Below are 23,804 nucleotides of genomic sequence, written 5' to 3' on the forward strand. Positions count from 1 at the left end.
ACATCGGCTTTTAGTAAGACTTTATATAAAAGCAACATTTTAGGTATAAAAAAAGCCATCACAAGGATGGCTTTTTTAAATATGTTTTAACTCCGATTATAATAACATCGAAATTGGGTTTTCAATATATCCTTTTAATGTTTGAAGGAATTGAGCTCCAGTAGCACCATCGATCGTTCTGTGATCGGCAGCTAAACAAAGTTTCATAGTATTACCTACTACAATAGCTCCATCTTTTACAACTGGTTTTTGAACAATTGCTCCAACAGAAAGAATTGCTGAGTTAGGTTGGTTGATAATAGATGTAAATGAATCTATACCGAACATACCTAAGTTAGAGATAGTAAATGTACTACCTTCCATTTCTTCTAAAGATAACTTCTTAGTTTTAGCTTTGATAGCATATTCTTTAACAGCAGCACCAATTTGCGTTAATTTGCGTTGATCTGCAAATTTTACGACTGGTACAAGAAGACCATCTTCAACAGCAACCGCTACACCAATGTGTACGTGGTTGTTTAATCTCATCTTGTCGTCAAACCACTGAGAATTTACTTGAGGATGTTCTTTTAAAGCCATTGCACAAGCTTTAACTACGATATCGTTAAATGAAATTTTAGTATCTGGAACAGCATTTACTTCCTTACGGAATGCAATAGCATTGTCCATATCAAACTCAACATTTAAATAATAGTGAGGTGCAGAGAATTTAGATTTCGCTAAGTTCTTTGCAATCGCCTTACGCATGTTCGAGTTTTTAATTTCTTCAAAACTCTCTTCTGAGGCAGGTGCAGCAGTTCCGGCAGCGGCAGCAGGTGCAGCAGCTTTAGGCACGAAGTTTTCAACATCACGTTTAATAACACGTCCACTTTCTCCTGAACCAGGTATGTCTGCGATATTAAATCCTTTTTCTTCTGCAATTTTCTTAGCTAACGGAGACACGAATACACGTCCGCCATCGTTAGTCGCTTTAGGCGTTGCTGCTGGTGCGGTAGCTTTAGCAGCAGGAGCGGCTTTTGGAGCCTCTGCTTTTGGAGCGGCAGCTTTAGGCGCTTCTGCCTTAGGGGCAGGAGCAGCAGGTGCTGCACCAAAATTACTAGCTACACCAGAAACATCTGTTCCTGCAGGGCCAATAATTGCTAATAATGAATCTACTTTTGCAGACTCTCCTTCTTGTAATCCAATATATAATAAAGTTCCTGAGTTGAAAGATTCGAATTCCATAGTGGCTTTATCCGTTTCAATCTCTGCAAGGATATCTCCTTCTTCTACAGTATCACCTTCTTTTTTCAACCAAGTCGCAACCGTACCTTCTTCCATGGTATCGCTTAAACGAGGCATGGTAACCACGATAACACCTTCTGGAAGTTCTGCACTTTCTGTAGACGCTGCAGGAGCTTCTTCTGTTGGTGCTTCAGTTGTTGTTTCTTCAGTTGCAGCTGGTGCACTACCACCACTAGTTAGTGCAGAAATGTCTTCACCTTCTTCACCAATTATAGCTAATAATTCATCTACTTTAGTTGTTTCTCCTTCTTGGACACCAATATAAAGTAAAGTACCTTCATGGAACGATTCAAATTCCATTGTTGCTTTATCTGTTTCGATTTCCGCAAGGATATCACCTTCAGATATTTTATCTCCAACTTTTTTCAACCACGTTGCAACAGTACCTTCTTCCATGGTATCGCTCAAACGAGGCATGTTAATAATTTCAGCCATAGCTTATATTTTATGTTGTAAAAATGGATAATCTTCTTGTTCGTAGACAACATCGTACATTACACTCTTATCTGGATAAGGAGACTCGTCTGCGAATTTTTCACATTCAAGTACACGTTTTTTAACGTCTGCATCGATCTTTTTAAGATCTTCTTCTTTCATATATTTCTTAGAAAGAATAATATCCTTTACTTGTGTTATAGGATCTATTTTCTTGTACTCTTCTACTTCAGCTTTTGTACGGTAATGTTGTGCATCACTCATTGAGTGACCTCTATAACGGTACGTTTTTAATTCTAAGAAAGTTGGTCCTCCTCCACTTCGAGCTCTCTGAATAGCTTCGTCGAAAGCTTCAGCAACTTTTACTGGATTCATTCCATCTACTGGTCCACAAGGCATTTCGTACCCTAAACCTAATTTCCAAATCTCTTCGTGAGAAGCAGTACGCTTAACCGAAGTTCCCATTGCATAACCATTGTTTTCGCAAACAAAAACAACTGGTAAATTCCATAACATCGCTAAGTTAAATGTTTCGTGAAGTGATCCTTGACGCGCAGCACCATCACCAAAACAACAAAGTGTAACGGCATCACTACCATGATATTTATCACCAAAAGCAATACCTGCACCTAAAGGAATCTGTCCTCCTACAATTCCATGTCCTCCATAAAAACGGTGTTCTTTTGAAAAGATATGCATAGATCCACCTAAACCTTGAGATGTTCCTGTTGCCTTTCCAAATAATTCTGCCATAACACGCTTCGGATCCACTCCCATACCAATAGGCTGTACGTGGTTTCGATAGGCGGTTATCATTTTATCCTTAGACAAGTCCATAGCATGTAATGCACCTGCTAATATGGCTTCTTGTCCGTTGTATAAATGTAGAAATCCTCTTACTTTTTGTTGAATGTATACTGCAGCTAGTTTATCTTCAAACTTTCTCCAAAACAACATGTCTTCATACCATTTAATGTATGTTTCCTTTGTGATTTTTTGCATGAGTAGCGTTAATTTAAAAACGAGAAACAAAAGTAACACATTCGTGGTTAACCAAAAAGCTGAATCTCGTAAAAATTACATAAAAATTTATAAAACTGATTTTTCAAAGACTAAAGGTAATAAATTTGCTAAAGACTTAGAACGCATTACCTCTCCAGACTCTCCCATAAAATAAATATCTATTGGAAGCTCCTGGTTAATTTCATATTCCAAAATGGCTTGTCTGCATGCCCCACAAGGCGGTATTGGAGTCGTGGTTTTGTTTTTAACAGACCCAGCGATTATAGCCATGCGCACTATTTTAGCGCCCGGAAATTGCGAGCCAGCATAGTAGATTGCTGTACGCTCTGCACATAAGCCCGATGGATAAGATGCGTTTTCCTGATTATTTCCTGTTACTATCTCACCGTTGTCTAGTAAAAGGGCTGCACCTACCAAAAAATTTGAATAGGGTGCGTAAGCACGTAAACGCGCTTTAACGGCTTCTGCCATGAGTTCTGAAACGTCTTTTGGAAGTTCGTTTACATTTTCGTACACTTCGAATTCCGTTTCTATTTTTTTTATCTTCATTAAAAAACATCTTAAGTTGTCTTTCCTAAAGGTATAAAACTATTTAAAACAAAAAAAACTATTGCTAGACACAATAGTTTTTAAAATTTTAGTATTTAAAATCCGGTTTAGTATTCTCTATAAGTACCGGCTCCTAAGTTAAACGTTAAAGAAAAACGTAATGTATTCTCTAACGGACTCTGTATTTTTGAAGTCGAGAATAAGTATGATAAATCGATATTAATCACATTGTATTTAAAGCCAGCTCCTAGGGCTAAAAACTGACGTGCTCCTTTATTCTCCGCTTCATGGAAATACCCCATTCTAAACCCAAAAGAATCTTGATACATGTACTCTGCACCTAACGCCCATGTAAACTCTTGCATTTCTTCTTTAAAACCTCCTGGAGCATCCCCAAACGATTGGAACATACCTTTCATAAAGCTTACATCATTAGATTCACCTTGGTATATAACACCATTATTTGTAGATTCTTGACTTCCTAGTGTGTCGATACCTTCGTCGTATACACCATTTCCGTTTTCATCTGAATATTGGTATTCTGTACCCATAATTGGAGGTGTTGGTACTAATAACTTAGTTACCTCTGTTGTTACAGATATGGTATTATATTCGTCTAAAATAAAATCGAAACCTCCTCCTAAACGTAAAGTTGTAGGCTGAAAGTTTTCAACACCTTCTTCATCATATTTAAATTTAGGTCCAACATTTTGAATGGCAAATCCCCCTCTCCAACGACCATTAAAATCGTTGTAAGCTTCTTCTTCACTCTGGTAATATCCACTTATATCTACTCCAAATGTACCTGCAGCAGAAGCATCATTATTACCTAAATTTAGCCTTAAATCTGAACGCATATAACGCATCGCAACTCCCATTGAGAATTGATCACTTAATTTTAATGCATAAGAAACATCTACAGCTAATTCGTATGGCTTTACATCATAAGGTATAGAACTTGCATTATCTACAAACTCGATCTCTCCTAAAGAAAAATATCTAAAACTTCCTGCAAAGGCACTTCTCTCGTTTATACGATTATAATACGTAAAACTTCCTAAAAATATATCGTTTACTAAACTACTTAAATACGGCGTATAACTTAAAGCCACCCCTTGTTTTGCTTCTGAAAACGCATATTTTGAATTGTTCCATTGTTGAGAAAATCCATCTACAGAGGTTGCTACCCCCATATCTCCCATAGATCCAGCTCTAGCATCGGCTGCGATTAATAAAAATGGCATTCCGGTAGTGATAACTCTAGAATCGTTAGCGTTTGGAATTATTACTGTTGGATTTTGTGCGTGAACATTAATGGCTAGTAAGACAAAAAGAATTGCTAATAGTGTTGTTTTCATTTAAATTGGTTTATTTAACAAATATATATTTTTATTATAGGATAACAAGTTTCTCTATTTTTTCGACTGTTTTATTAAGGGATACAGACCTCACTTTAAGCTTATAAATGTATACCCCTTTTCCTATTTTATCTCCAAAATCATCTCGGCCGTCCCAAACAATATCTCGTGATAAAGATGATGTACCATTATTACTTGTCTGACCATTAATTGTTCTTACCAATTTCCCTGAGACAGTGAAGATTTGTATAGAAACGTCTAAAGGGCCCGAACTATTGTGGTTAAACCAAAATTCTGTGTAATTTACAAACGGATTAGGATAGTTTAATACATTTGAAATTACCAGTTCTTCATTTTGGTTATGCACTACAAATTGAATTTCGGATACCGAAGAGTTGTTGTAAACATCCCATGCTTTTACAGTTAAAGTATGTAATCCCGATTCTAAATTCTTAAATGGATACGTCACCACACCTCTCTGATAATCATCCACTTCTGTCTGATAATAATCATTTAAAACATATGGATTTGTTTCATCGCCGTCGATAATTGCTACAATATCATGTCCGATTCCACTCGCTGTATTTATACCGTTTTCATCTTCTAACTTTACCAATAAAGAAGGCGATTCGTTTGTTATGCCTCCCGTTACAAAATTTTCATCGTTCATGTATAAATTTACAACGGGTCCAATATTATCTTCGGCCGCATTCTCGTTTATACCACCTACTTTTATGGTATTTATACTTGCACCATTCTGATCCTGAATAGGATTAGTTGTTTTCGCGTAAAAACTAACCCGACCATACCCAACAGGTACGCCAATATCTTTTGGCACTACAAAATCGAAATTAAATTTACCGGAGGTTACCGAAGCCTGACCTCTAAAAATAATCTCACCAAGGGTGGTAAAATCCATAACATAATCGATGTCGTTTGCCAATGTAGTTCTATCTATATCCTTATCGTAAATGGTCGATGCTAAGACACCATTATAATCGGTTAATAAATTTCCTGCAGTATCGACAACTTCTCCCGAAAGAGAAACTCTTCCTAAAGCTTCCAAAGTATCCACGTCTCCCGAAATAGGTTTACCATTAATTTCGGTTAATTTTATATTAGGTTCAGGTATGGCTAGTTTCATCGCTGGATCTCCAATATAAAACACTAAATGCCTCTGACTGGAATTAGACACCGTTGGATTTGTTTTAGTTAAACGTAACGCTTCTGCCATAGACGGATATTCGTTATCAGAATAACTATCGGTGCTATTATAAGAAAATAGATATTCACTTAAAATTGTATTAAAATCTATACCCACACTAACAAAAATCTGACGGGTTGTGGTAAGCAAACTTATGGCTCCTCCATTAGCATTCCAATACGTAACCTCTCCTGCTGTTTCCCGTAACGGATTGTCGAAACGTGTAAACTCACACGTCACCGTAATAAAGCAATTCATTTTATAGGTATTAGTTAATGCCTGTGCATCCGGTTGTTGAAAGATACGCTCGTGAGCCAATCCATCTTCTCCCCCATGACCAAAATAATTCACCACTAACGCACCCGTTTCCATAGCATTTACCATAGCCTCGTTTACCGCCGGATAGCGATCTCCTCCCGCAGAAGATTCTTGCTCGTAAGCATCAGAATGAATCTTAGTTACATTTATAAACGGTTTTTTTTCCGAAATTTCATCGGCTATACTATTTGTTGTTTCCTCAAGAATAAATTCCCACGATTCATCGACATCATCCGAAACCATAACCACACTATTACGCCATCTTCCATAAGACGGTTCACTATAATAACGTTCAATTTTATCGACCATGGTTTTTGCTTGACTTGGATTATCGGCAAGAATTCTCCCCACTGCAATATCTAAACGATCTGAGCTTGCCATGGTGCCCTCATTTTCGTCCATCATACCAAAAAAGTCATCTGAAATAAAAGAACTTGTTAAGCTAAAACTCGAATATGCATGCCATGATGGAACGTAGTTCTGATTATTAGATAAGCGCCCTTTATAATCGTAAGAACTATCTCCAAACATACATAAATACTTTACGGCCTTGTCTTGTGAACTGGCATTGTCGTAAACATATTTTACAAAATTTCGAATGGCTACAATATCTTGATTTCCCGAAGTAAACTCGTTATATAATTCCTGTAAGGTGACCACTTTTACGTTTAAACCATATTGTGCTTTATTAATCTCGCCCAGACGAAGCGCTTGCGTATAGTAATTAGCTGGCGCAACTATAATATAATCTACATCTTGAAAATTTCCGTTTTCGTCTAAAAAAACAGATCCTTTTAAATCCTGATTATCTACTCTAGATTTGGAATCGCGCTCAGGCGAATAATAGTCTGAAGACGTTACCGCAACAAAAGTTTCTAAACTACCAGCAGGACGTTTAAAACTAAACACCGCTTCTGAGGCCGTATTTGGTAATGCAGAAATGGAAAACGGATTGGTAACATTCCAAATTTCAGACATGTTTGAAGCATTTTCTACACGATACTCCACCACTCCACTACTTGAAACAACCTGATTATTATAAAATCCAAATTGCTTGCCATTAAATCGTAAAGCACGCGTCGCTTCTAACGAAATATAATCGATATAGCCTAAAGCACTTGGATTACCTAGTTTATCGTAAGTTAAAGCTACTGTAATTTCTGAGCTATTACTCTGAATATTTCTTACCATATAAGCTTCACTAGCATAAGACGTATCGCTAGATCCACTTAAACTTAAAACACCTAAAGACGAACCATTTAAAGACACATCAAAGGTAGAACGACTATCTGAAGTTGATGCAACATAGGTTTTAAACGCTATAGGTTCGGTAGTCACTAAATCTGGCACATCGAATTTAATAGACTTTTGCAAAGACACATCAAAGCGGTCTCCAAACCAGCGACGCCCAACACTTACCAAATTATAATCGTCTGTTTCGTGAAACAGATAGGTCTGATGGGTATCTACAGTAAGAGTCGCAGGATTATTAGAACTTACAAAGGGCTGAATCCGGCGCCCGTCGTTTCCATCGACTTTTAAAAAATAAGACGTTCTATCGGTATAGCAGTTTATGTTTGTGTTACTTTCGGCATTATATCCTTTTGGCCCTACAGCATAAAACAAGATATAATCGTCATCGTCAAATGCCCCATCTTCTTCTCCTACTACTTTTATTGCATTTTCGGTAATATCGAAAAATTGAGTTTCCGAATTTCTATAGGCCATCATTTGTCCACCATTACCATAAATCTTTAGCTGTTTCGGGTTTATACTATTTACATTCACTCCTAAATCTTGTAAAAAAGATTTGGACAACTTGTAAACACCTGTGGTATCGATATAAAACTTATACCATTCTCCCGTTTTTAAAACAGAACTATATACACTATTGGTAGATGCAACAACTCTATTCGTACTACTACGAGCATCTGTTGTGGCATACGACAACGTAAAAGATGTAATTTTTTTAAATGTATTTTCGCCATCCTTAATAATAGGAGACATTTCTAAAATGCCATAAGGTTTAAAGCGTGCTTCGGATTTAGAAAGTTGAAATTCCAATGCCTCAGGAATTGTAGAAATATCCAGTCCTTTCAATTCCGATTTCGAGATTGAAGCGTAAGTAATATCTTCCAATTTGGCCGAATTTTCATTTAAAGCTGTATTTAATTCCCATTGCGCCACGAATTTCAAACCCTCTTCAACACTAAAATCAAAATTCTCTGCATTAAACCCCGGAACTTGAATCGTAAATCGACCTGAAGTTATTGTATTGTATCCTTCCCAATTTAATTGAAATTGTTTTTGTTGAGAATACCCTATAAATGAAAGGAATAAAAGAAGTAAAACGGTTGTTTTTTTCATTATTAAAATAACGTTTAACATACAATAAAATTATAAAACCTCAGTTTTAATTTAAGAAACGATCCAAAAGTACAATAATATTTTAGTAAAAGAGTGTTATTAGGATACTCAAGAACATGAATATCAGCAGAAAAAAATCATCGACGTAATGACTAAAAATCAGGTTAAAACGCATTTTTTTTTAATTCAAAAACATCTTTAACGCTTGCAGTATGCGGTTAAATTCATATATTGCGGCACTAAATAAAACATTTTGCTTACTCAAAAGTATGAATATGAAAAACATAGTAACTATAAAGGGCATGTTAATCTTAACACTCGCTTTAGCCGCTATTAGCTGTAAAAATTCTGATTCGAAGAACAGTTCGAGGGCAACCGGATGGGAAATTAATTCGAAAGATGGAGGTTTTCAATACAATACACAGTATAGAGAACAAGAAACAGCTCCTGGATTGGTGTTTATAGAAGGAGGAACTTACACTAAAGGTCAAGTTCAGGACGATGTTATGCACGATTGGAATAATACGCCAACACAGCAACACGTTCAGTCTTTTTATATGGACGAAACAGAAGTTACTAATGTTATGTATCTTGAGTATTTAGATCATTTAAAGCGTGTTTTCCCTCCATCTACCGATGGTTTTAGAGCAATATACAATGGTGCATTACCAGATACTTTAGTTTGGAGAAACCGATTGGGATATAACGAAGTTATGACCGACAACTACTTACGTCATCCTGCTTACGCAGAATACCCTGTAGTTGGAGTAAGCTGGATCCAAGCTGTAGAATTTTCTAAATGGAGAACAGACCGTGTTAACGAATATAACTTAGCTAAAGCTGGATACCTAGACAAAGATGCTGTACGTTCGGAAACAACTGCAACTTCAAACTTTAGTACAGGCGCATACATAAACGCACCATCACAAACTTTTGCTGGAAACGAAGAAATTAAAACGATTAGTAGAGCAGGAAATGTAAGAACAGATGCAGATGGCAACGAAACTAATATTTACGCTACTCGTGAATCAGGTATACTTACACCATCTTACAGACTACCTACAGAAACAGAATGGGAGTATGCAGCACTTGGACTTTCAGAATTAAGAGAATACAATACATATAGAGGTAGAAAAAAATATCCATGGGACGGACAATACACACGTTCTTCAGAACGTAGATCATTGGGAGACCAAATGGCAAACTTTAAACAAGGTAAAGGAGATTACGGTGGAATTGCTGGTTGGTCTGATGATAATGCTGATATTACAGCTGCCGTTAAAACTTACGAACCAAATGACAACGGACTTTACGATATGGCAGGAAATGTTGCCGAATGGGTAGCCGATGTTTATCGTCCAATAGTAGATGACGACTTTAACGACTTTAACTACTATAGAGGAAATGTTTACACAAAAAATGCTATTAACGAAGACGGAACAGTACAAATAGTAACTCCAGAAAACGTAGTTTACGATACTTTAAGTAACGGAAAAATTGTAGCAAGAAATTTACCTGGAGATTTATTACAAATTCCTATCGACGAAGACGATACGTACTTAAGATCTAACTTCTCTACAAGTGACAACCGTGACTTTAGAGATGGAGACAAACGTTCTTCACGTTATTATGCAGATTTTAATGATGATGATTCAAAAACCAACAACATGTATCATTCTCCTAAAAACACCGTAACTAGAGACTCGGCTGGAAATATTACTAGAGAATACGACAAATCTAACAACAAGACATCTTTAATTAGCGATGAAGTTCGCGTATATAAAGGAGGTTCTTGGAAAGATAGAGAATACTGGTTAGATCCTGCACAGAGACGTTATTTCCCACAAGATATGGCGACAGATTACATCGGATTTAGATGTGCAATGTCTAGAGTAGGTTCTAAAACAAGATCAGCGACAAAGTCGAAAAATTAAACAGAAATATCAATTCTATTTTAAAAGTCCTAACCTAGTGTTAGGACTTTTTTTATACTTTTATATTATGAAAACATCAGATTTACACACCCTGTTTTTAGAGTGTAATGCAATATGCACAGACACCCGATTAGTAAAGAAAAACGACCTTTTCTTTGCTTTAACAGGCGATAATTTTAACGGGAATACTTTTGCTAAAACCGCATTGAATAATGGTGCTAAATACGCCATAATAGACGATTCTGAATACCATATTCCAGGACAAACATTCTTGGTTAACGACGTACTAGAAATGCTACAACATTTAGCTTCTTTTCATCGCGATTATTTGAACATTCCCATTATAGCGCTTACCGGAAGTAATGGAAAAACCACAACCAAAGAGCTTATTAATGTGGTCCTTTCTCAGAAATACTCTACCACAGCAACTATAGGTAATTTAAACAATCATATTGGAGTGCCCTTAACGTTACTTTCTATGAACGACAAAACCGAAATTGGTATAGTTGAAATGGGCGCAAATCACCTTAAAGAAATCGAAACGCTTTGCGCTATAGCAAAGCCTAATTTTGGATACATTACAAACTTCGGTAAAGCCCATTTAGAAGGTTTTGGAAGCCTTGAAGGCGTTATTCAGGGAAAATCGGAACTATATACCTTTTTAAAATCTACTCATGGCCTCGCTTTTATTAACGCTAAAGACGACAAACAATTGGAAATAACATCGGATATTAAAACCGTTTCCTTCGGCGATCATACTACACAAACTGAAACTATTATCGATCTTATAACCGCAGATCCCTTTGTAGTTAGTCGCTACCAAAATATGCAAATTGAAAGTCAGCTTATAGGCGCATACAATTTTACAAATATTTCTGCAGCTATTGCTATAGGTTCTTATTTTGAAGTGTCGCACACCGACATTAAACAGGCTATTGAAAGCTATACCCCATCAAATAACAGGTCTCAAATTATAACAAAAGGTAAGACCAAAATAATTCTTGATGCGTATAATGCAAATCCTACCAGTATGAAAGCTGCTCTAGAGAGTTTTCATTTAATAAAAGATGCTAACAAAATTGCTATTATTGGTGATATGTTTGAGTTGGGAGAAACCGCTAAACAAGAGCATCAAAACATTATCGATTTAGCCATTAACTTAAATATAGATAAGTTAATTGTTATTGGAGCATTATTTAATACAACCACAATAACATCGAACAAAATACAAGCCTTCAATACTTTTGAGGCTTTTAAAGGATCTTTAGATCCTTCTGACCTAGAACAGTCCACTATCCTTATAAAAGCCTCTCGTGGGATGAAATTAGAACGCATCCTAGATTTAATCTAAGCGAAACACTATAATTAGAAACAAAAAAAGCTTCTCAAAAAATGAGAAGCTTTTTTATTTGCTTGTGGGCGCAGAGGGATTCGAACCCCCGACCCCTTGGGTGTAAACCAAGTGCTCTGAACCAACTGAGCTATGCGCCCTAATATTATAATTAGGTGTTTCAATACCAATTTGATTTTTTACTAAGCTAAAAAATCATAAAAAAACTTCTCACGCCGAGAAGCTGTTGTGGGCGCAGAGGGATTCGAACCCCCGACCCCTTGGGTGTAAACCAAGTGCTCTGAACCAACTGAGCTATGCGCCCTAATTATTAGGTGTGCAAATATACACCTGTTTTTGATACTACAAAAACTTTTTTTTATTTTTTTTCAAATTATTTCTGCAACTACAAAAGTACTCCCGCCAACATAAATAAAATCGTCTGATTTAGCATGTAGAAGTGCGCTTTTATATGCTTCATTTACAGAATTATAAACATCGCCCTTAAACCCAGACGCAATAAAACTGGCTTGTAAATCTTTTGCAGGCATTCCTCTTGGCACATCTGGTTTACAAAAATAGTATATGGCCTGTTTTGGTAATAATGGTAAAATCGTAGACACATCCTTATCGCTTACTACACCAAAAACCATGTGTAACACTTCAAAAGATTCTAATTGCAATTGTTTCATTACTTCTTGAAGGCCTTCTTTATTATGTCCCGTATCGCAAACCACTTTAGGCTGTTCTTGTAATACTTGCCAGCGTCCTTGTAATCCCGTATTTTTAATAACGTTTAACAAGCCTTTTTTTACTTGTGCTTCAGAAATAGCATAACCAAGCAGTCGCATCTCTTCTACCGTTTGCAATACTGTTTTTATATTCTTTTCCTGATAGGTGCCTATTAAATCGCTTGGGTAAGTCTTAGAAATAGTTTGATCTGCAAACACAATCTTAGATTCTTGCGATTGCGCAATCTTAAGAAAAACAGCTTCTGTGTCTTCCTGAGTCTCCCCTATTACAACGGGAATTTTAGCCTTAATAATGCCTCCTTTTTCTGAAGCTATTTCAGGTAAAGTTGTGCCTAAGAACTGAGTATGATCTAACCCAATATTTGTAATTACAGAAACTTCGGGGGTAATAATATTTGTAGAGTCTAATCGACCTCCCAATCCGACTTCAATAACAGCGATATCGACTTGTTCTTCTTTAAAATAATCGAAAGCCATACCCACAGTCATTTCAAAGAATGAAAGCTTTTGTTCTGCTAAAAACGCTTCATTAGAAGCTATAAAATCCGTTACAAATGTTTCCGAAATTTCGGCACCGTTAATACGAATCCGTTCACGGAAATCTTTTAAGTGCGGCGAGGTGTATAACCCAACCTTATATCCCGCCTCTTGAAGAATGGATGCTAACATATGACTCGTAGAGCCTTTTCCATTCGTACCCGCAACATGAATAGATTTAAAATAATGTTCTGGATGATTTAAATGATTTGCTAGCGCTATGGTATTACTAAGATCTTTCTTAAACGCCGATTGTCCTTGACGCTGATACATGGGAAGTTGAGAAAACATCCACTGTACGGTTTCTTGATATGTCATAATTTATTGACCTAAACTAAAATCTATACTTACAAATCCAACTTGTCTTGCTGGTGCATTTGGGTCTGGATTCCATCTGTGAGACATGGCGATTTTTCGAGCGGGTTCGAGCAAACACGGACTATTATTTTTAGTTCCTTTTACACCTGGAACAGCTTTTATAACCTCGCCTAGTTTATTTACTTCTATTTCGACAACTACCAATCCAGATTCATTACAATCTTGTTTAACGATTTTAAAGTTAGCTTTACCTCTACCATTTAAACCGTAACCAACACCACCGCTTCCAGATCCAGCTCCTCCAAAATAACTCGGAGCATACGGGTCGCCATCTAATTGTCCTTTATCGCCTACTTTATTATCATTGCCTTCACTACCTTTTGCAGTCCCGTCGGATTTACTTACACCTCCAATTAGAGCGTCTAATTTCTTTTTCTTCTCTTCTTTTTCGCGTTGCTCTTTAGCCACACGTTCTGCTTCCGCTTTTACTTTTGCATCGGCTATTGCCTTTGCTTTATTTTCAGCATCTTTTTTTGCTTTAGCATCGGCTTCCTTTTGCTTTTTAATTGCTACAGCCTCGGCATTATCCTCGGTCAGTACATTTTCTTTAACTTGAGATGCTTCAGCAGGAAGTGGTTTTACAGGCTCAGGCTCTGTAACGTCTTCAGGTACTTTATTTACATTAACCGGTTCCGATTTAATGGGTTCGTTTGGCTGCACGTTTCCGCTACCAAAATCTGTAGTTCCAAAATTTATTGCTACGCCATATTCTTCAGGCGGATCCATATAAGGTGGCCCCATAACAAACATTAACAACAAAAGAATCACACTAATTAATAGTGTAATTGTTGCAGAATTGCGTTCATGTTTTGTTTCTAAATATTTCATATTAATCATTTGGACGTACCGCCAAAATCACTTTAAATTTATTTCTATTTGCAATATCCATCACCTTTACCACATGTTCTACAGGAACAGACTGCTCTGCACGCAACACAATAGTAGGTTTATCTTCATTAGCTAAAGCATTTATAATTTCATGTTCTAAAACACTTTCTCCAACTCGTTTTTGATCGATGTAATACGTTAAATCCTTTTTAATACTAACGGCTATGGTTTGTTTATTTTCTGTTTTACCACTAGCTTTAGGTAGCAAAACATCTATAGCATTTGTAGTAACCAAGGTCGATGCCAACATAAAAAAGATAAGTAGCAAGAATACAATATCTGTCATAGACGACATATTGAATTCTGGCGTTACTTTATTTCGTCCTCTAATATTCATATTAAATTGGCTCGTTTAAGTGATCTAAAAATTCTAATGAATTAGATTCCATTTGATATACCACTTTATCTGTTCTAACTACCAAATGATTGTAAGTAATATAAGCTACAATTCCCACGACTAAACCAGCAACTGTTGTGGTCATTGCCGTATAAAGACCATCGGCTAAAAGTTTAATATCTATTTGTCCGCCAGAATTTGCGATTTCAAAAATTGAAAGTATCATCCCTATTACAGTACCTAAGAATCCAATCATAGGCGCGGCTCCAGAAATTGTTGCCAAAACGCTTACATTCTTTTCTAAACCATAGACTTCAAGACGACCCGCATTTTCTATAGCCGTATTTATATCTTCCAAAGGTTTTCCTATCCTGGAAATTCCTTTTCCTATTAATCGAGAAACCGGTGTATTTTGTTGTGCACATAACGTCTGAGCAGAATCTATCTTACCATTGGTTACATGATCTTTAATTTCATTCATAAAATTCCGATCTATCTGCGACGCCGCCTTTATAGCAAATAAGCGTTCAAAATAAATATAAAGTGCAACAATTAATAGAATAAAAAGGAGACCAATAATAAATTGTCCAGCGACTCCCCCGCTGCTGATTAACTCGATTATTGAAAGTGTTTTCTTAACAGGTTCTGTATCTGTTAATACTTCAACTCCTTCTGTAGGATTTTGAATAAGGGCGTTTAACATAAGTTATTTAATAGTTTACTAGATGAGTTATTAACGTTTAAGTTTCTACTTAAGTATATTAAACACACGGTTCTTTTTTTACTATGATTGTTTTCTATACTCTAACAAAAATATCAATTTTATTGAATCTTCCACAACATTATAAAATAAGTAAATTGAGAATTAATTTTTTAACAGAAGAATCAAGCTAAGCGCACTAAAACCGATTGCAATTCTAAATATTTAACATAATTTAAGAATTTAAAACAGGCGGTACAGACTGTTTTTGCTCTCCTTATCGCGTTTCAAAAGACTAAAACCTCCTGAAAACCGAATTTTAAATGGATTTTGAATGTAAATATATAACGCCCGTAGAGTGATCTTTATTTGCTCCGGTAACACATTTTAAACAATTAATCTCACCTCGTAATTTTAATATTCCTAGTAATCCAAAAATTAGTGCCTCCTTATATTCTATAACCAATTGATCAGGAATCGTAATTTCGCATGTTGTAAGTGCTTTTAAACGTTCTATTAAAAAAGAATTAAACGCACCACCACCAGTTATTAATAATGATACCGATTTTGTTACCGGTAATATTTTAGCAATTTGAATAGCGATATGTTCTACAAAAGTTCTTAATACATCATGAACATCTAGGTTCTTACTGTCTATTAAAGGAAAAACATGAGCCACAACCCATTCTAGCCCTAATGATTTTGGATAATCGGCTTTATAAAAAGGTAACGCGTTTAATTCGTGAAGTAGATCTGCATGTACCAGTCCTGTAGAAGCTAATTTTCCGCCATCGTCATAATCAAACCCAACTTGCTTAGTGTAATGATTTAATACAATATTCATGGGGCAAACATCGAAAGCAATACGTTCGCCTTTAATTTCTGTAGACACATTTGTGAATCCACCTAGATTTAAACAAAAATCGAAATCTGGAAATAATAAGGCGTCTCCTATAGGTACTAAAGGCGCGCCTTGTCCTCCAAGTTCGACATCTTGAACGCGAAAATTGCAAACCACATCTAGCTGTAAAATTTCGGCTAATTTTGGCAAATTTCCTATTTGATAGGTATAGCCGTGATCTGGATCGTGTTGCGCGGTATGCCCATGAGAACATACAGCATCAATATGTTTTATATTATATTTCTCTATAAATTGTAAAATTAAATGAGCTAAAAGCGTGGTATAGCTTTCATCTATTGCTCTTAACTCCGTTTTAGACTGACTAACCAACGAACTTAACACAGCTAACCAATCCGAGCTATACGCTATAGTTTCAGATTCTATGATGGTATATTCCCAATGATTAGAATATTTAAAGCTCGCATAAATAATATCGACACCATCTAAAGACGTACCAGACATGACCCCAATTATATTAAAATTATTTTTTACCATATCTCAAAAATTTAATGTCATTTTTTACGTATTCACCAATAATAATATATATTTGAGAAGGTCTTTTAATAAATCAACAATTAATTTTATAAATTATGGATTTTCACCTTACCGAAGAACACATTATGATTCGTGATGCTGCTCGTGATTTTGCACGAACAGAATTATTACCAGGAGTAATAGAACGCGATAATAAACAAGAATTCCCTAAAGAACAAATTAAAAAGATGGGCGAACTTGGCTTTTTAGGTATGATGGTCGACCCAAAATATGGCGGAAGTGGTTTAGACACGATTTCTTACATTTTAGCTATGGAAGAGATTTCTAAAATAGACGCCTCTGCATCTGTAGTTATGTCTGTTAACAATTCTTTAGTGTGCTGGGGTTTAGAGCACTTTGGAAACGAAGAACAAAAACAGAAATATCTAACAAAATTAGCAACCGGCGAATCGTTAGGGGCCTTCTGTTTAAGCGAGCCGGAAGCTGGTAGTGATGCCACTTCTCAAAAAACAACCGCCATAGAACACGACGATTATTATCTTTTAAACGGGACTAAAAACTGGATTACTAATGGAAGTACAGCCGACTTCTATTTGGTTATTGCACAAACACATATAGAAAAAGAACATAAAGGTATTAATGCTTTTATTGTTGAAAAAAATTGGGATGGATTTGATATTGGTCCTAAAGAAGATAAATTAGGAATTCGAGGTAGTGATACCCACTCTTTACAATTTAACGATGTAAAAGTGCCGAAGGAAAACAGAATTGGACCAGATGGTTTCGGATTTAAATTTGCCATGAAAACACTTGCTGGCGGACGAATAGGTATTGCTGCACAAGCCTTGGGTATTGCTTCTGGTGCTTACGAATTAGCTTTAAAGTATTCTCAAGAACGTAAAACCTTTGGCACGGCCATTTGTAATCATCAAGCCATTGCTTTTAAACTGGTAGATATGGCAACTCAAATTGAGGCAGCACGTCACTTATGCATGAAAGCGGCTTGGGAAAAAGATCAAAATATGGACTACACCGTTTCTGGTGCGATGGCAAAACTATACGCTTCTCAAGTTGCTATGGACACCACCGTAGAGGCTGTACAAATACATGGTGGTAATGGCTTTGTAAAAGATTACCATGTAGAGCGCTTAATGCGAGATGCCAAAATAACGCAGATTTATGAAGGCACATCCGAAATTCAGAAAATTATAATTTCAAGACGCCTTATCGGTACAAAATAGGATAAACACCATAGTAAATTTAAAAGTCTAGCTTTACAGTTAGACTTTTTTACATTTCTCTAATTAAGGTTTACACTAAATATCCGACTGACTAAAAAAAATAACACATGAAATCTATAAAATTATCTATACTTACATTAATTACGATATTCGCTTTTAGTTGTAAAAACGAAGCTCAAACTAATTCTAAACAAGAAGCCATTAAAAATGCAGAACCAGTAGAAGTTGCGTCTACCGAGCATGAAGCCCGTGCTTATTTTGCAAGCGGATGCTTTTGGTGTGTAGAATCTATTTACGAAAGTGTTGTTGGAGTAAAAGAAGTCATTTCTGGCTATTCCGGCGGACACACTAAAAATCCTACTTACGAAGCCAGCAACACTGGAAGAACCGGTCATGCAGAAGCGGTAGAAGTCATTTACGATCCTACTATTATAGATTTTGCAACACTAATAGATGTTTATTATGGTTCGCAAGATCCAACACAGGTTAACGGACAAGGACCAGATCATGGTTCGCAATACCGCTCTATTATATTTTTTCAAAATGATGTGCAAAAGCAGATTATAATGAAGAAAAAAGCACTTTTAGAAAAATCTTTAAATCAGAAAGTTGCTGCAGAAGTCCTTCCATTTCAGAAATTCTGGATTGCTGAGGATTATCATCAAGATTACAAGAAACACCATCCAAATAACAGCTATATCCAAAACGTTTCTGTACCTAGAACAAACGCTTTCAAAAAGAAATTTCCTAAATTATTAAAGGAAAATCAATAAAAATAGAAAATAGTTTAAGCATTAACATCTAAACGAGGTGCTCTAAACGTATATAAAGTATAACCATTCCGCGATACGCGTCTATATATATGATGAACGCTTCAGTTGTAAATACAACTGAAGCGTTTTTGTTTGTTATATGTTAATCTCTTCCTCCTTTTAATCGCTAGCGTATTATAATCCTTATTTTTGTACTCTAGATAAACATTTTAAAATTGACATCTATATCTTATGAATTTCAACTTGAAAAATAAAAATGCTTTGGTTTGTGGTAGCACAGCTGGTATTGGAAAAGCTACGGCTTTTCTTTTAGCAGAAGAAGGTGCAACACTAACTTTAGTTGCAAGAAACGAAGAGAAGCTAAAACAAGTCTGTTCAGAATTACCACATCCTGAACGCCATACTTATATCGTAGCAGATTTTTCGAATCCAACAAATTTAAAAACAAAACTAGACGAATTTATAAGGACACATCACGGTTTTCATATTTTAGTAAATAATACGGGAGGTCCTGCTGCCGGGCCAATCTCCACGGCAACATTAGATGAATTTGAGCTTGCATTTACTCAACATTTAAAATGCAATCAGTTGCTTGCTCAAACTGTTGTTCCTTTTATGAAAGAGGCTACCTTTGGTCGTATTATAAATATTATTTCTACATCTGTAAAACAACCTTTAGATGGTCTTGGGGTGAGTAATACCACTCGAGGTGCTGTGGCCAATTGGAGCAAAACTTGGTCTAATGAAGTTGCTAAATTTGGTATTACCGTAAATAACGTGCTTCCTGGAGCAACAGCAACAGATCGCTTATTTGACATTCTTAAAAACACAGCCGAGAATTCAGGTAAAACAGAAGATGATGTGGCCGAAGATTTAAAACAAAACATTCCTGCAAATCGATTTGCGGCTCCCGAAGACATTGCAAATGCCGTAGCTTTTTTAGCAAGTGAACAAGCCGGTTATATTAATGGTATTAATTTACCGGTTGATGGCGGACGCACTAAAAGTTTATAACATGAAATATTTTATAAGTACACTTATTCTTTTTATTAGCCTACATGCACAAGCGCAATTACAAGTTAGAAACTATACAAATGCTAAAATTAATGAACTCCAAACCATAGAACAAGTTGTGAATTGGATTCATTACGGACAACCAGAGCGAGTGGATCCCAGTTTAGCTAATGACCAAGTTATTGACAGAACGTATTTAAATATTGAATCGGTTTATATTTCTAAAACGTATCCTAGAAAAGAAATTACTAAGCAGGATTTAACTACGGTTACAGATTCATCTCCAATAGTTTGGTATGAACGCACTATATTTAAGGAACGCAAAAAGGGTTTAAAACCTGCGTACCAAATTTATGTGGGGATAGATATGTCTAAGTTTCCAAACGAGGTTTTAGATTTATTCTTAAGAAAAGGAAAGCAGGTGATGATGCATAATTTTAAAGAAGAGTAATTATGTTAAGGTATGCACCAATTTGTAAAACAATAGTAATTTAGTGTTAGGGATTGAAGTGGCATCCTTTTTTAATTTTTTTTAATTAAAAAAGATATAACGAAAAGCCCGACTTTTAATTATTCTATTTTCGAATAATTAAAAGTAACACCCAAAACAACACTTAAAAAAGTAATATTTAGAATTTAAGAACATGCATTTTATACCTCAAGAATTGGACGATTACGTAGTGAAACACACGGAAGACGAGCCAAAGTTACTAAAGCAACTTACAAGAGAAACCTATCAGAAAATATTGCAACCCCGTATGCTTAGTGGGCATTATCAGGGACGTATTTTAAGTATGATTTCTAAGTTAATAAGACCAACGCATATTTTAGAAATAGGAACTTACACCGGATATTCTGCATTGTGTTTGGCCGAAGGTTTACAACAAGAGGGCACATTACACACTATAGATGTGAATGAAGAACTGTTCGATTTTCAGCGAAAGTATTTTGATGCTTCGGAATACGGAACACAAATTCATCAGCATTTAGGGAGTGCCATAGATATAATTCCGAGCTTAGAACCTGTATTTGATTTGGTATTTATTGATGCTGACAAGGAGAATTATCCAAATTATTTTAATTTAATAGTGGACAAACTTAGGCCTGGTGGCGTTATTTTATCTGATAATGTACTTTGGAGTGGAAAAGTGATTGAACCTTTAAATCCGAAAGATTTATCGACAAAGGCTGTTTTAGAATACAATACGCTTTTAAAGGAAGATTCTAGAATAGAAACTGTTTTACTATCTGTTCGCGACGGTTTAACGATTAGTAGAAAAAAGTAATTACATCTTACGACGCACAGAACCAGTAAAGTCTTCTAAATCGTCTTTTACCTGCTTTAATTGGTCTTGAACATCTTTGGTAACAGAGGTATCAATCCCACTTCTATCGGCAGTTTTTGTGATCTCAGATTTAATATCGTTAGTGGCATTTTTAATTTCTTTCATGCCCTTACCTAAACCACGTGCAATATCGGGTACCTTATCGGCACCGAAAACCATGACTACAATAAATAATATAAACATTATTTCTGTACCACTGATAAATAAGAATGTAGAATGTTGTATCACGATGTAAATATACTAAGTGTTTGGTTACAAAAATAAAAAAAAGCCAACTTAAAAAAGTTGGCTTTAACATAATGTTTTAATTAATCTTTAGACTTTGATTTAAAAGCCTCAAATTCACTTGGTTTGGTTTCTCTTGGCCAAGAATTATTTGATGTATCTACATCTGCGGTTTCAAGATCTGGATCTACAGTTATTCCAACTATTTCTTTATCTGAAGCAATTGCTTTACTCACTTCTTTATCGTTTAATCTCCATATTTGTGCTGGATATGTTTCTGTTTTAGACGTACCATCTGCATAGCTATATTCTACAATAATTGGCATTACTAATCCACCTGGTTTTTCGAATGTAACATTATAGAAATATTTTGGCTCTTTTAGTTTTCTACGCTCATCTGGTGTAAAATTGTCCATGATATATTCTTTTAGTGTTGTAGAGTTTTCAGTAGTCTTCCCTCCTTTAAGAGATTCCTTAAACTCTTCGCTACCTTCTTCTACCATATATACTAAAGCTGGTAAATCGCTAACTTCCATTCCGTAACGCTTTGCTTGTTCTTTAGTCGCTTCATTAATTTCTGACGATACATAGTATTTTTTCACATCTTTAACTCCTATGTCTACATAGTCTGTAGTATAGAACCAACCTCTCCAGAACCAATCTAAATCTACTGCAGATGCATCTTCCATAGTTCTAAAGAAATCTTCTGGTGTCGGGTGTTTAAACATCCAACGACGCGCGTATTCTTTGTAAGAATAATCGAATAATTCACGTCCCATGATGGTTTCTCTTAAAATATTTAAAGCCGTAGCTGGTTTCCCGTATGCATTATTTCCAAATTGATACGTGTTTAATCCTTTTGTCATAATTGGAGCAATATAATCTTGATCGCCTCCCATGTAAGGTACTATTTTAGCAGCAGGACCTCTTCTAGACGGATATTCTGTTTGCCCTGAAGATAATGCACTTGGATAAGCTTCGCCAAAATCTTTCTCTGCAACATACTGTGTAAACGTATTTAAACCTTCGTCCATCCACGTCCATTGACGTTCGTCACTGTTTACAATCATTGGAAAAAAGTTGTGTCCTACCTCGTGAATAATAACACTGATCATTCCAAATTTAACTCTATCTGAATATTTACCATCTTTATCTGGACGTCCGTAGTTCCAACAAATCATAGGATATTCCATTCCTTGATTTTTTGCGTGTACAGAAATCGCTTTAAGGTAAGGGTAATCGAAAGTCATTCTTGAATACGACTTTAACGTACTCGCAACAGCTTTTGTACTCCATTGTTCCCATAATGGGTTTCCTTCTTTAGGATACATAGAAACAGCCATAATGGTTTTTCCACCAATTTCTACAGCCATCATATCCCAAATAAAACGTCTTGAGGTTGCAAAACCAAAGTCACGTACATTTTTAGCATGTAATTTCCATGTTTTTGTATCTGTACTAAACTTTTTCTCTGCAGCTTCTGCTTCCTCTTGTGTTACAATAACAACAGGCTCGTCAAACGATTTTCTCGCTTTTTCATAACGCTTTAGCATCTCTTTAGAGTATACCTCTTTTCTATTTACTAATTCTCCAGTACCATCTAATATATGATCTGCAGGAACTGTAATATTTACTTCAAAATCTCCGAAAGGCAATGCGAATTCGTCACGTCCCCAGAACTGAGAGTTTTGCCATCCTTCTACATCATTGTAAACAGCCATTCTTGGATAGAATTGAGCGATAACATATGCTCTGTTTCCGTCTTCTGGAAAATACTCGTATCCTGAACGCCCACGACCTTCTACGTGATTATTGATATTGTACCACCATTTAATTGAAAACGAATATTTCTCTCCAGATTTTAATGGTTTTGGTAATTCTATACGCATCATGGTTCTATTAATCATGTGCGCTAAATCTTTACCTTGCGTATCTTTTACAGCTTCAATATTAAATCCGCCATCAAAAGGTTCTGCCATGTAATCTTTTACAAAACTTGCTGGTTGCGATGCTGCGGCAACGCCTCCACCTTCAATTAAAGGTGTTTTAGAATCTTTGGCACGCATGTTTTGATCTAATTGTACCCATAAATAACTTAACTCGTCTGGAGAATTATTGGTATAGGTAATAACCTCAGAACCTGTAATTTTTGCGTTTTTGTCGTCTAGCGTGATGTCCATCTTATAATCGGCTTGTTGCTGATAGTAAGCTGGGCCTGGAGCTCCCGATCCCGTTCTAAACATATTAGGAGTAGAAAACTCCTCGTAAAGCTGTTTAAACTTGTTATTATTAGTGTGACCTGCTTTGCGTTCAGGTGTTTTTTGATCTTGCGCCATAACGCTTGCTGAAATAAAAACAGCAGAAAGAATTAGGTACTTTAGTCTTTTCATAAGAATTGTTTGGTGATTTTTGCCG

Annotated in this window: 19 protein-coding genes and 2 tRNA genes; 7 read left to right on the forward strand and 14 right to left on the reverse strand. The window is 35.9% G+C overall.

Going from position 1 to position 23,804, the window contains the following annotated elements:
• Positions 1-96: 96 nt before the first annotated feature.
• From ACKC83_RS01885 to porU, 5 genes are all read right to left on the reverse strand, one after another.
• Entirely contained in the window at positions 97-1,719 is a 1,623-nt protein-coding gene (locus ACKC83_RS01885) for a pyruvate dehydrogenase complex dihydrolipoamide acetyltransferase (protein ID WP_434036835.1), read from the reverse strand.
• Positions 1,720-1,722: 3 nt separating this feature from the next.
• Positions 1,723-2,721: a pyruvate dehydrogenase (acetyl-transferring) E1 component subunit alpha gene (gene pdhA / locus ACKC83_RS01890; protein ID WP_414035167.1), complete on the reverse strand. Its 999-nt coding sequence runs from the start codon at positions 2,719-2,721 to the stop codon at positions 1,723-1,725.
• 87 nt (positions 2,722-2,808) lie between these two features.
• A complete protein-coding gene (gene cdd, locus ACKC83_RS01895; RefSeq protein WP_434036836.1) occupies positions 2,809-3,291 on the reverse strand; it encodes a cytidine deaminase in 483 nt (160 codons plus the stop codon).
• Between the two features lie 107 nt (positions 3,292-3,398).
• On the reverse strand, positions 3,399-4,649 hold the full coding sequence (porV, locus tag ACKC83_RS01900; RefSeq protein WP_434036837.1) for a type IX secretion system outer membrane channel protein PorV: 1,251 nt from the start codon (positions 4,647-4,649) through the stop codon (positions 3,399-3,401).
• Positions 4,650-4,683: 34 nt separating this feature from the next.
• Positions 4,684-8,538: a type IX secretion system sortase PorU gene (gene porU / locus ACKC83_RS01905; RefSeq protein WP_434036838.1), complete on the reverse strand. Its 3,855-nt coding sequence runs from the start codon at positions 8,536-8,538 to the stop codon at positions 4,684-4,686.
• 269 nt (positions 8,539-8,807) lie between these two features.
• Here porU and gldJ point away from each other — a divergent pair, with 269 nt between their 5' ends.
• Both gldJ and ACKC83_RS01915 read left to right on the forward strand, forming a co-directional pair.
• Positions 8,808-10,472, forward strand: a complete 1,665-nt coding sequence (gene gldJ, locus ACKC83_RS01910; protein ID WP_414035163.1) for a gliding motility lipoprotein GldJ — start codon at positions 8,808-8,810, stop codon at positions 10,470-10,472.
• A 67-nt stretch (positions 10,473-10,539) separates the two neighbouring features.
• Complete coding sequence (locus ACKC83_RS01915) at positions 10,540-11,823, forward strand: UDP-N-acetylmuramoyl-tripeptide--D-alanyl-D-alanine ligase (protein ID WP_434036839.1); 1,284 nt, start codon at positions 10,540-10,542, stop codon at positions 11,821-11,823.
• 65 nt (positions 11,824-11,888) lie between these two features.
• Here the strand turns inward: ACKC83_RS01915 and ACKC83_RS01920 are convergent.
• The 7 genes from ACKC83_RS01920 to ACKC83_RS01950 all read right to left on the reverse strand — a co-directional run bounded on the left by ACKC83_RS01920 (position 11,889) and on the right by ACKC83_RS01950 (position 16,790).
• Positions 11,889-11,963: transfer RNA gene (locus ACKC83_RS01920), tRNA-Val, on the reverse strand.
• Between the two features lie 89 nt (positions 11,964-12,052).
• Positions 12,053-12,127, reverse strand: a tRNA-Val gene (locus tag ACKC83_RS01925).
• A gap of 64 nt (positions 12,128-12,191) precedes the next feature.
• Positions 12,192-13,409, reverse strand: a complete 1,218-nt coding sequence (locus ACKC83_RS01930; protein WP_434036840.1) for a bifunctional folylpolyglutamate synthase/dihydrofolate synthase — start codon at positions 13,407-13,409, stop codon at positions 12,192-12,194.
• 3 nt (positions 13,410-13,412) lie between these two features.
• Entirely contained in the window at positions 13,413-14,297 is an 885-nt protein-coding gene (locus ACKC83_RS01935) for an energy transducer TonB (RefSeq protein ID WP_434036841.1), read from the reverse strand.
• A gap of 1 nt (position 14,298) precedes the next feature.
• Positions 14,299-14,694, reverse strand: a complete 396-nt coding sequence (locus ACKC83_RS01940) for an ExbD/TolR family protein (RefSeq protein ID WP_382384801.1) — start codon at positions 14,692-14,694, stop codon at positions 14,299-14,301.
• A gap of 1 nt (position 14,695) precedes the next feature.
• Positions 14,696-15,397 (reverse strand): MotA/TolQ/ExbB proton channel family protein, encoded by a 702-nt coding sequence (locus tag ACKC83_RS01945; protein ID WP_414035159.1) that lies wholly within the window; start codon positions 15,395-15,397, stop codon positions 14,696-14,698.
• 316 nt (positions 15,398-15,713) lie between these two features.
• Positions 15,714-16,790 carry an anhydro-N-acetylmuramic acid kinase gene (locus ACKC83_RS01950; RefSeq protein WP_434036842.1) on the reverse strand — a complete coding sequence of 359 codons (1,077 nt, stop codon included), beginning with the start codon at positions 16,788-16,790 and terminating at the stop codon, positions 15,714-15,716.
• Between the two features lie 95 nt (positions 16,791-16,885).
• Here ACKC83_RS01950 and ACKC83_RS01955 point away from each other — a divergent pair, with 95 nt between their 5' ends.
• The 5 genes from ACKC83_RS01955 to ACKC83_RS01975 all read left to right on the forward strand — a co-directional run bounded on the left by ACKC83_RS01955 (position 16,886) and on the right by ACKC83_RS01975 (position 21,104).
• Positions 16,886-18,031: an acyl-CoA dehydrogenase family protein gene (locus tag ACKC83_RS01955; protein WP_434036843.1), complete on the forward strand. Its 1,146-nt coding sequence runs from the start codon at positions 16,886-16,888 to the stop codon at positions 18,029-18,031.
• A 107-nt stretch (positions 18,032-18,138) separates the two neighbouring features.
• The gene (gene msrA, locus ACKC83_RS01960) at positions 18,139-18,804 is read left to right on the forward strand and encodes a peptide-methionine (S)-S-oxide reductase MsrA (protein WP_434036844.1); all 666 of its coding nucleotides are present in this window, start codon (positions 18,139-18,141) and stop codon (positions 18,802-18,804) included.
• Between the two features lie 231 nt (positions 18,805-19,035).
• Positions 19,036-19,818 carry an SDR family oxidoreductase gene (locus ACKC83_RS01965; RefSeq protein WP_434036845.1) on the forward strand — a complete coding sequence of 261 codons (783 nt, stop codon included), beginning with the start codon at positions 19,036-19,038 and terminating at the stop codon, positions 19,816-19,818.
• A 1-nt stretch (position 19,819) separates the two neighbouring features.
• Complete coding sequence (locus tag ACKC83_RS01970) at positions 19,820-20,269, forward strand: hypothetical protein (RefSeq protein ID WP_414035154.1); 450 nt, start codon at positions 19,820-19,822, stop codon at positions 20,267-20,269.
• 193 nt (positions 20,270-20,462) lie between these two features.
• The gene (locus ACKC83_RS01975) at positions 20,463-21,104 is read left to right on the forward strand and encodes an O-methyltransferase (protein ID WP_434036846.1); all 642 of its coding nucleotides are present in this window, start codon (positions 20,463-20,465) and stop codon (positions 21,102-21,104) included.
• Here the strand turns inward: ACKC83_RS01975 and ACKC83_RS01980 are convergent, their stop codons facing one another.
• Both ACKC83_RS01980 and ACKC83_RS01985 read right to left on the reverse strand, forming a co-directional pair.
• Positions 21,105-21,392, reverse strand: a complete 288-nt coding sequence (locus ACKC83_RS01980; RefSeq protein ID WP_414035152.1) for a Sec-independent protein translocase subunit TatA/TatB — start codon at positions 21,390-21,392, stop codon at positions 21,105-21,107. It abuts the gene before it with no gap.
• An 80-nt stretch (positions 21,393-21,472) separates the two neighbouring features.
• Entirely contained in the window at positions 21,473-23,779 is a 2,307-nt protein-coding gene (locus tag ACKC83_RS01985; protein ID WP_414035151.1) for a M1 family metallopeptidase, read from the reverse strand.
• Positions 23,780-23,804 lie beyond the last annotated feature (25 nt).

Source organism: Formosa bonchosmolovskayae (assembly GCF_051016085.1).
Classification (GTDB): Bacteria; Bacteroidota; Bacteroidia; order Flavobacteriales; family Flavobacteriaceae; genus Formosa.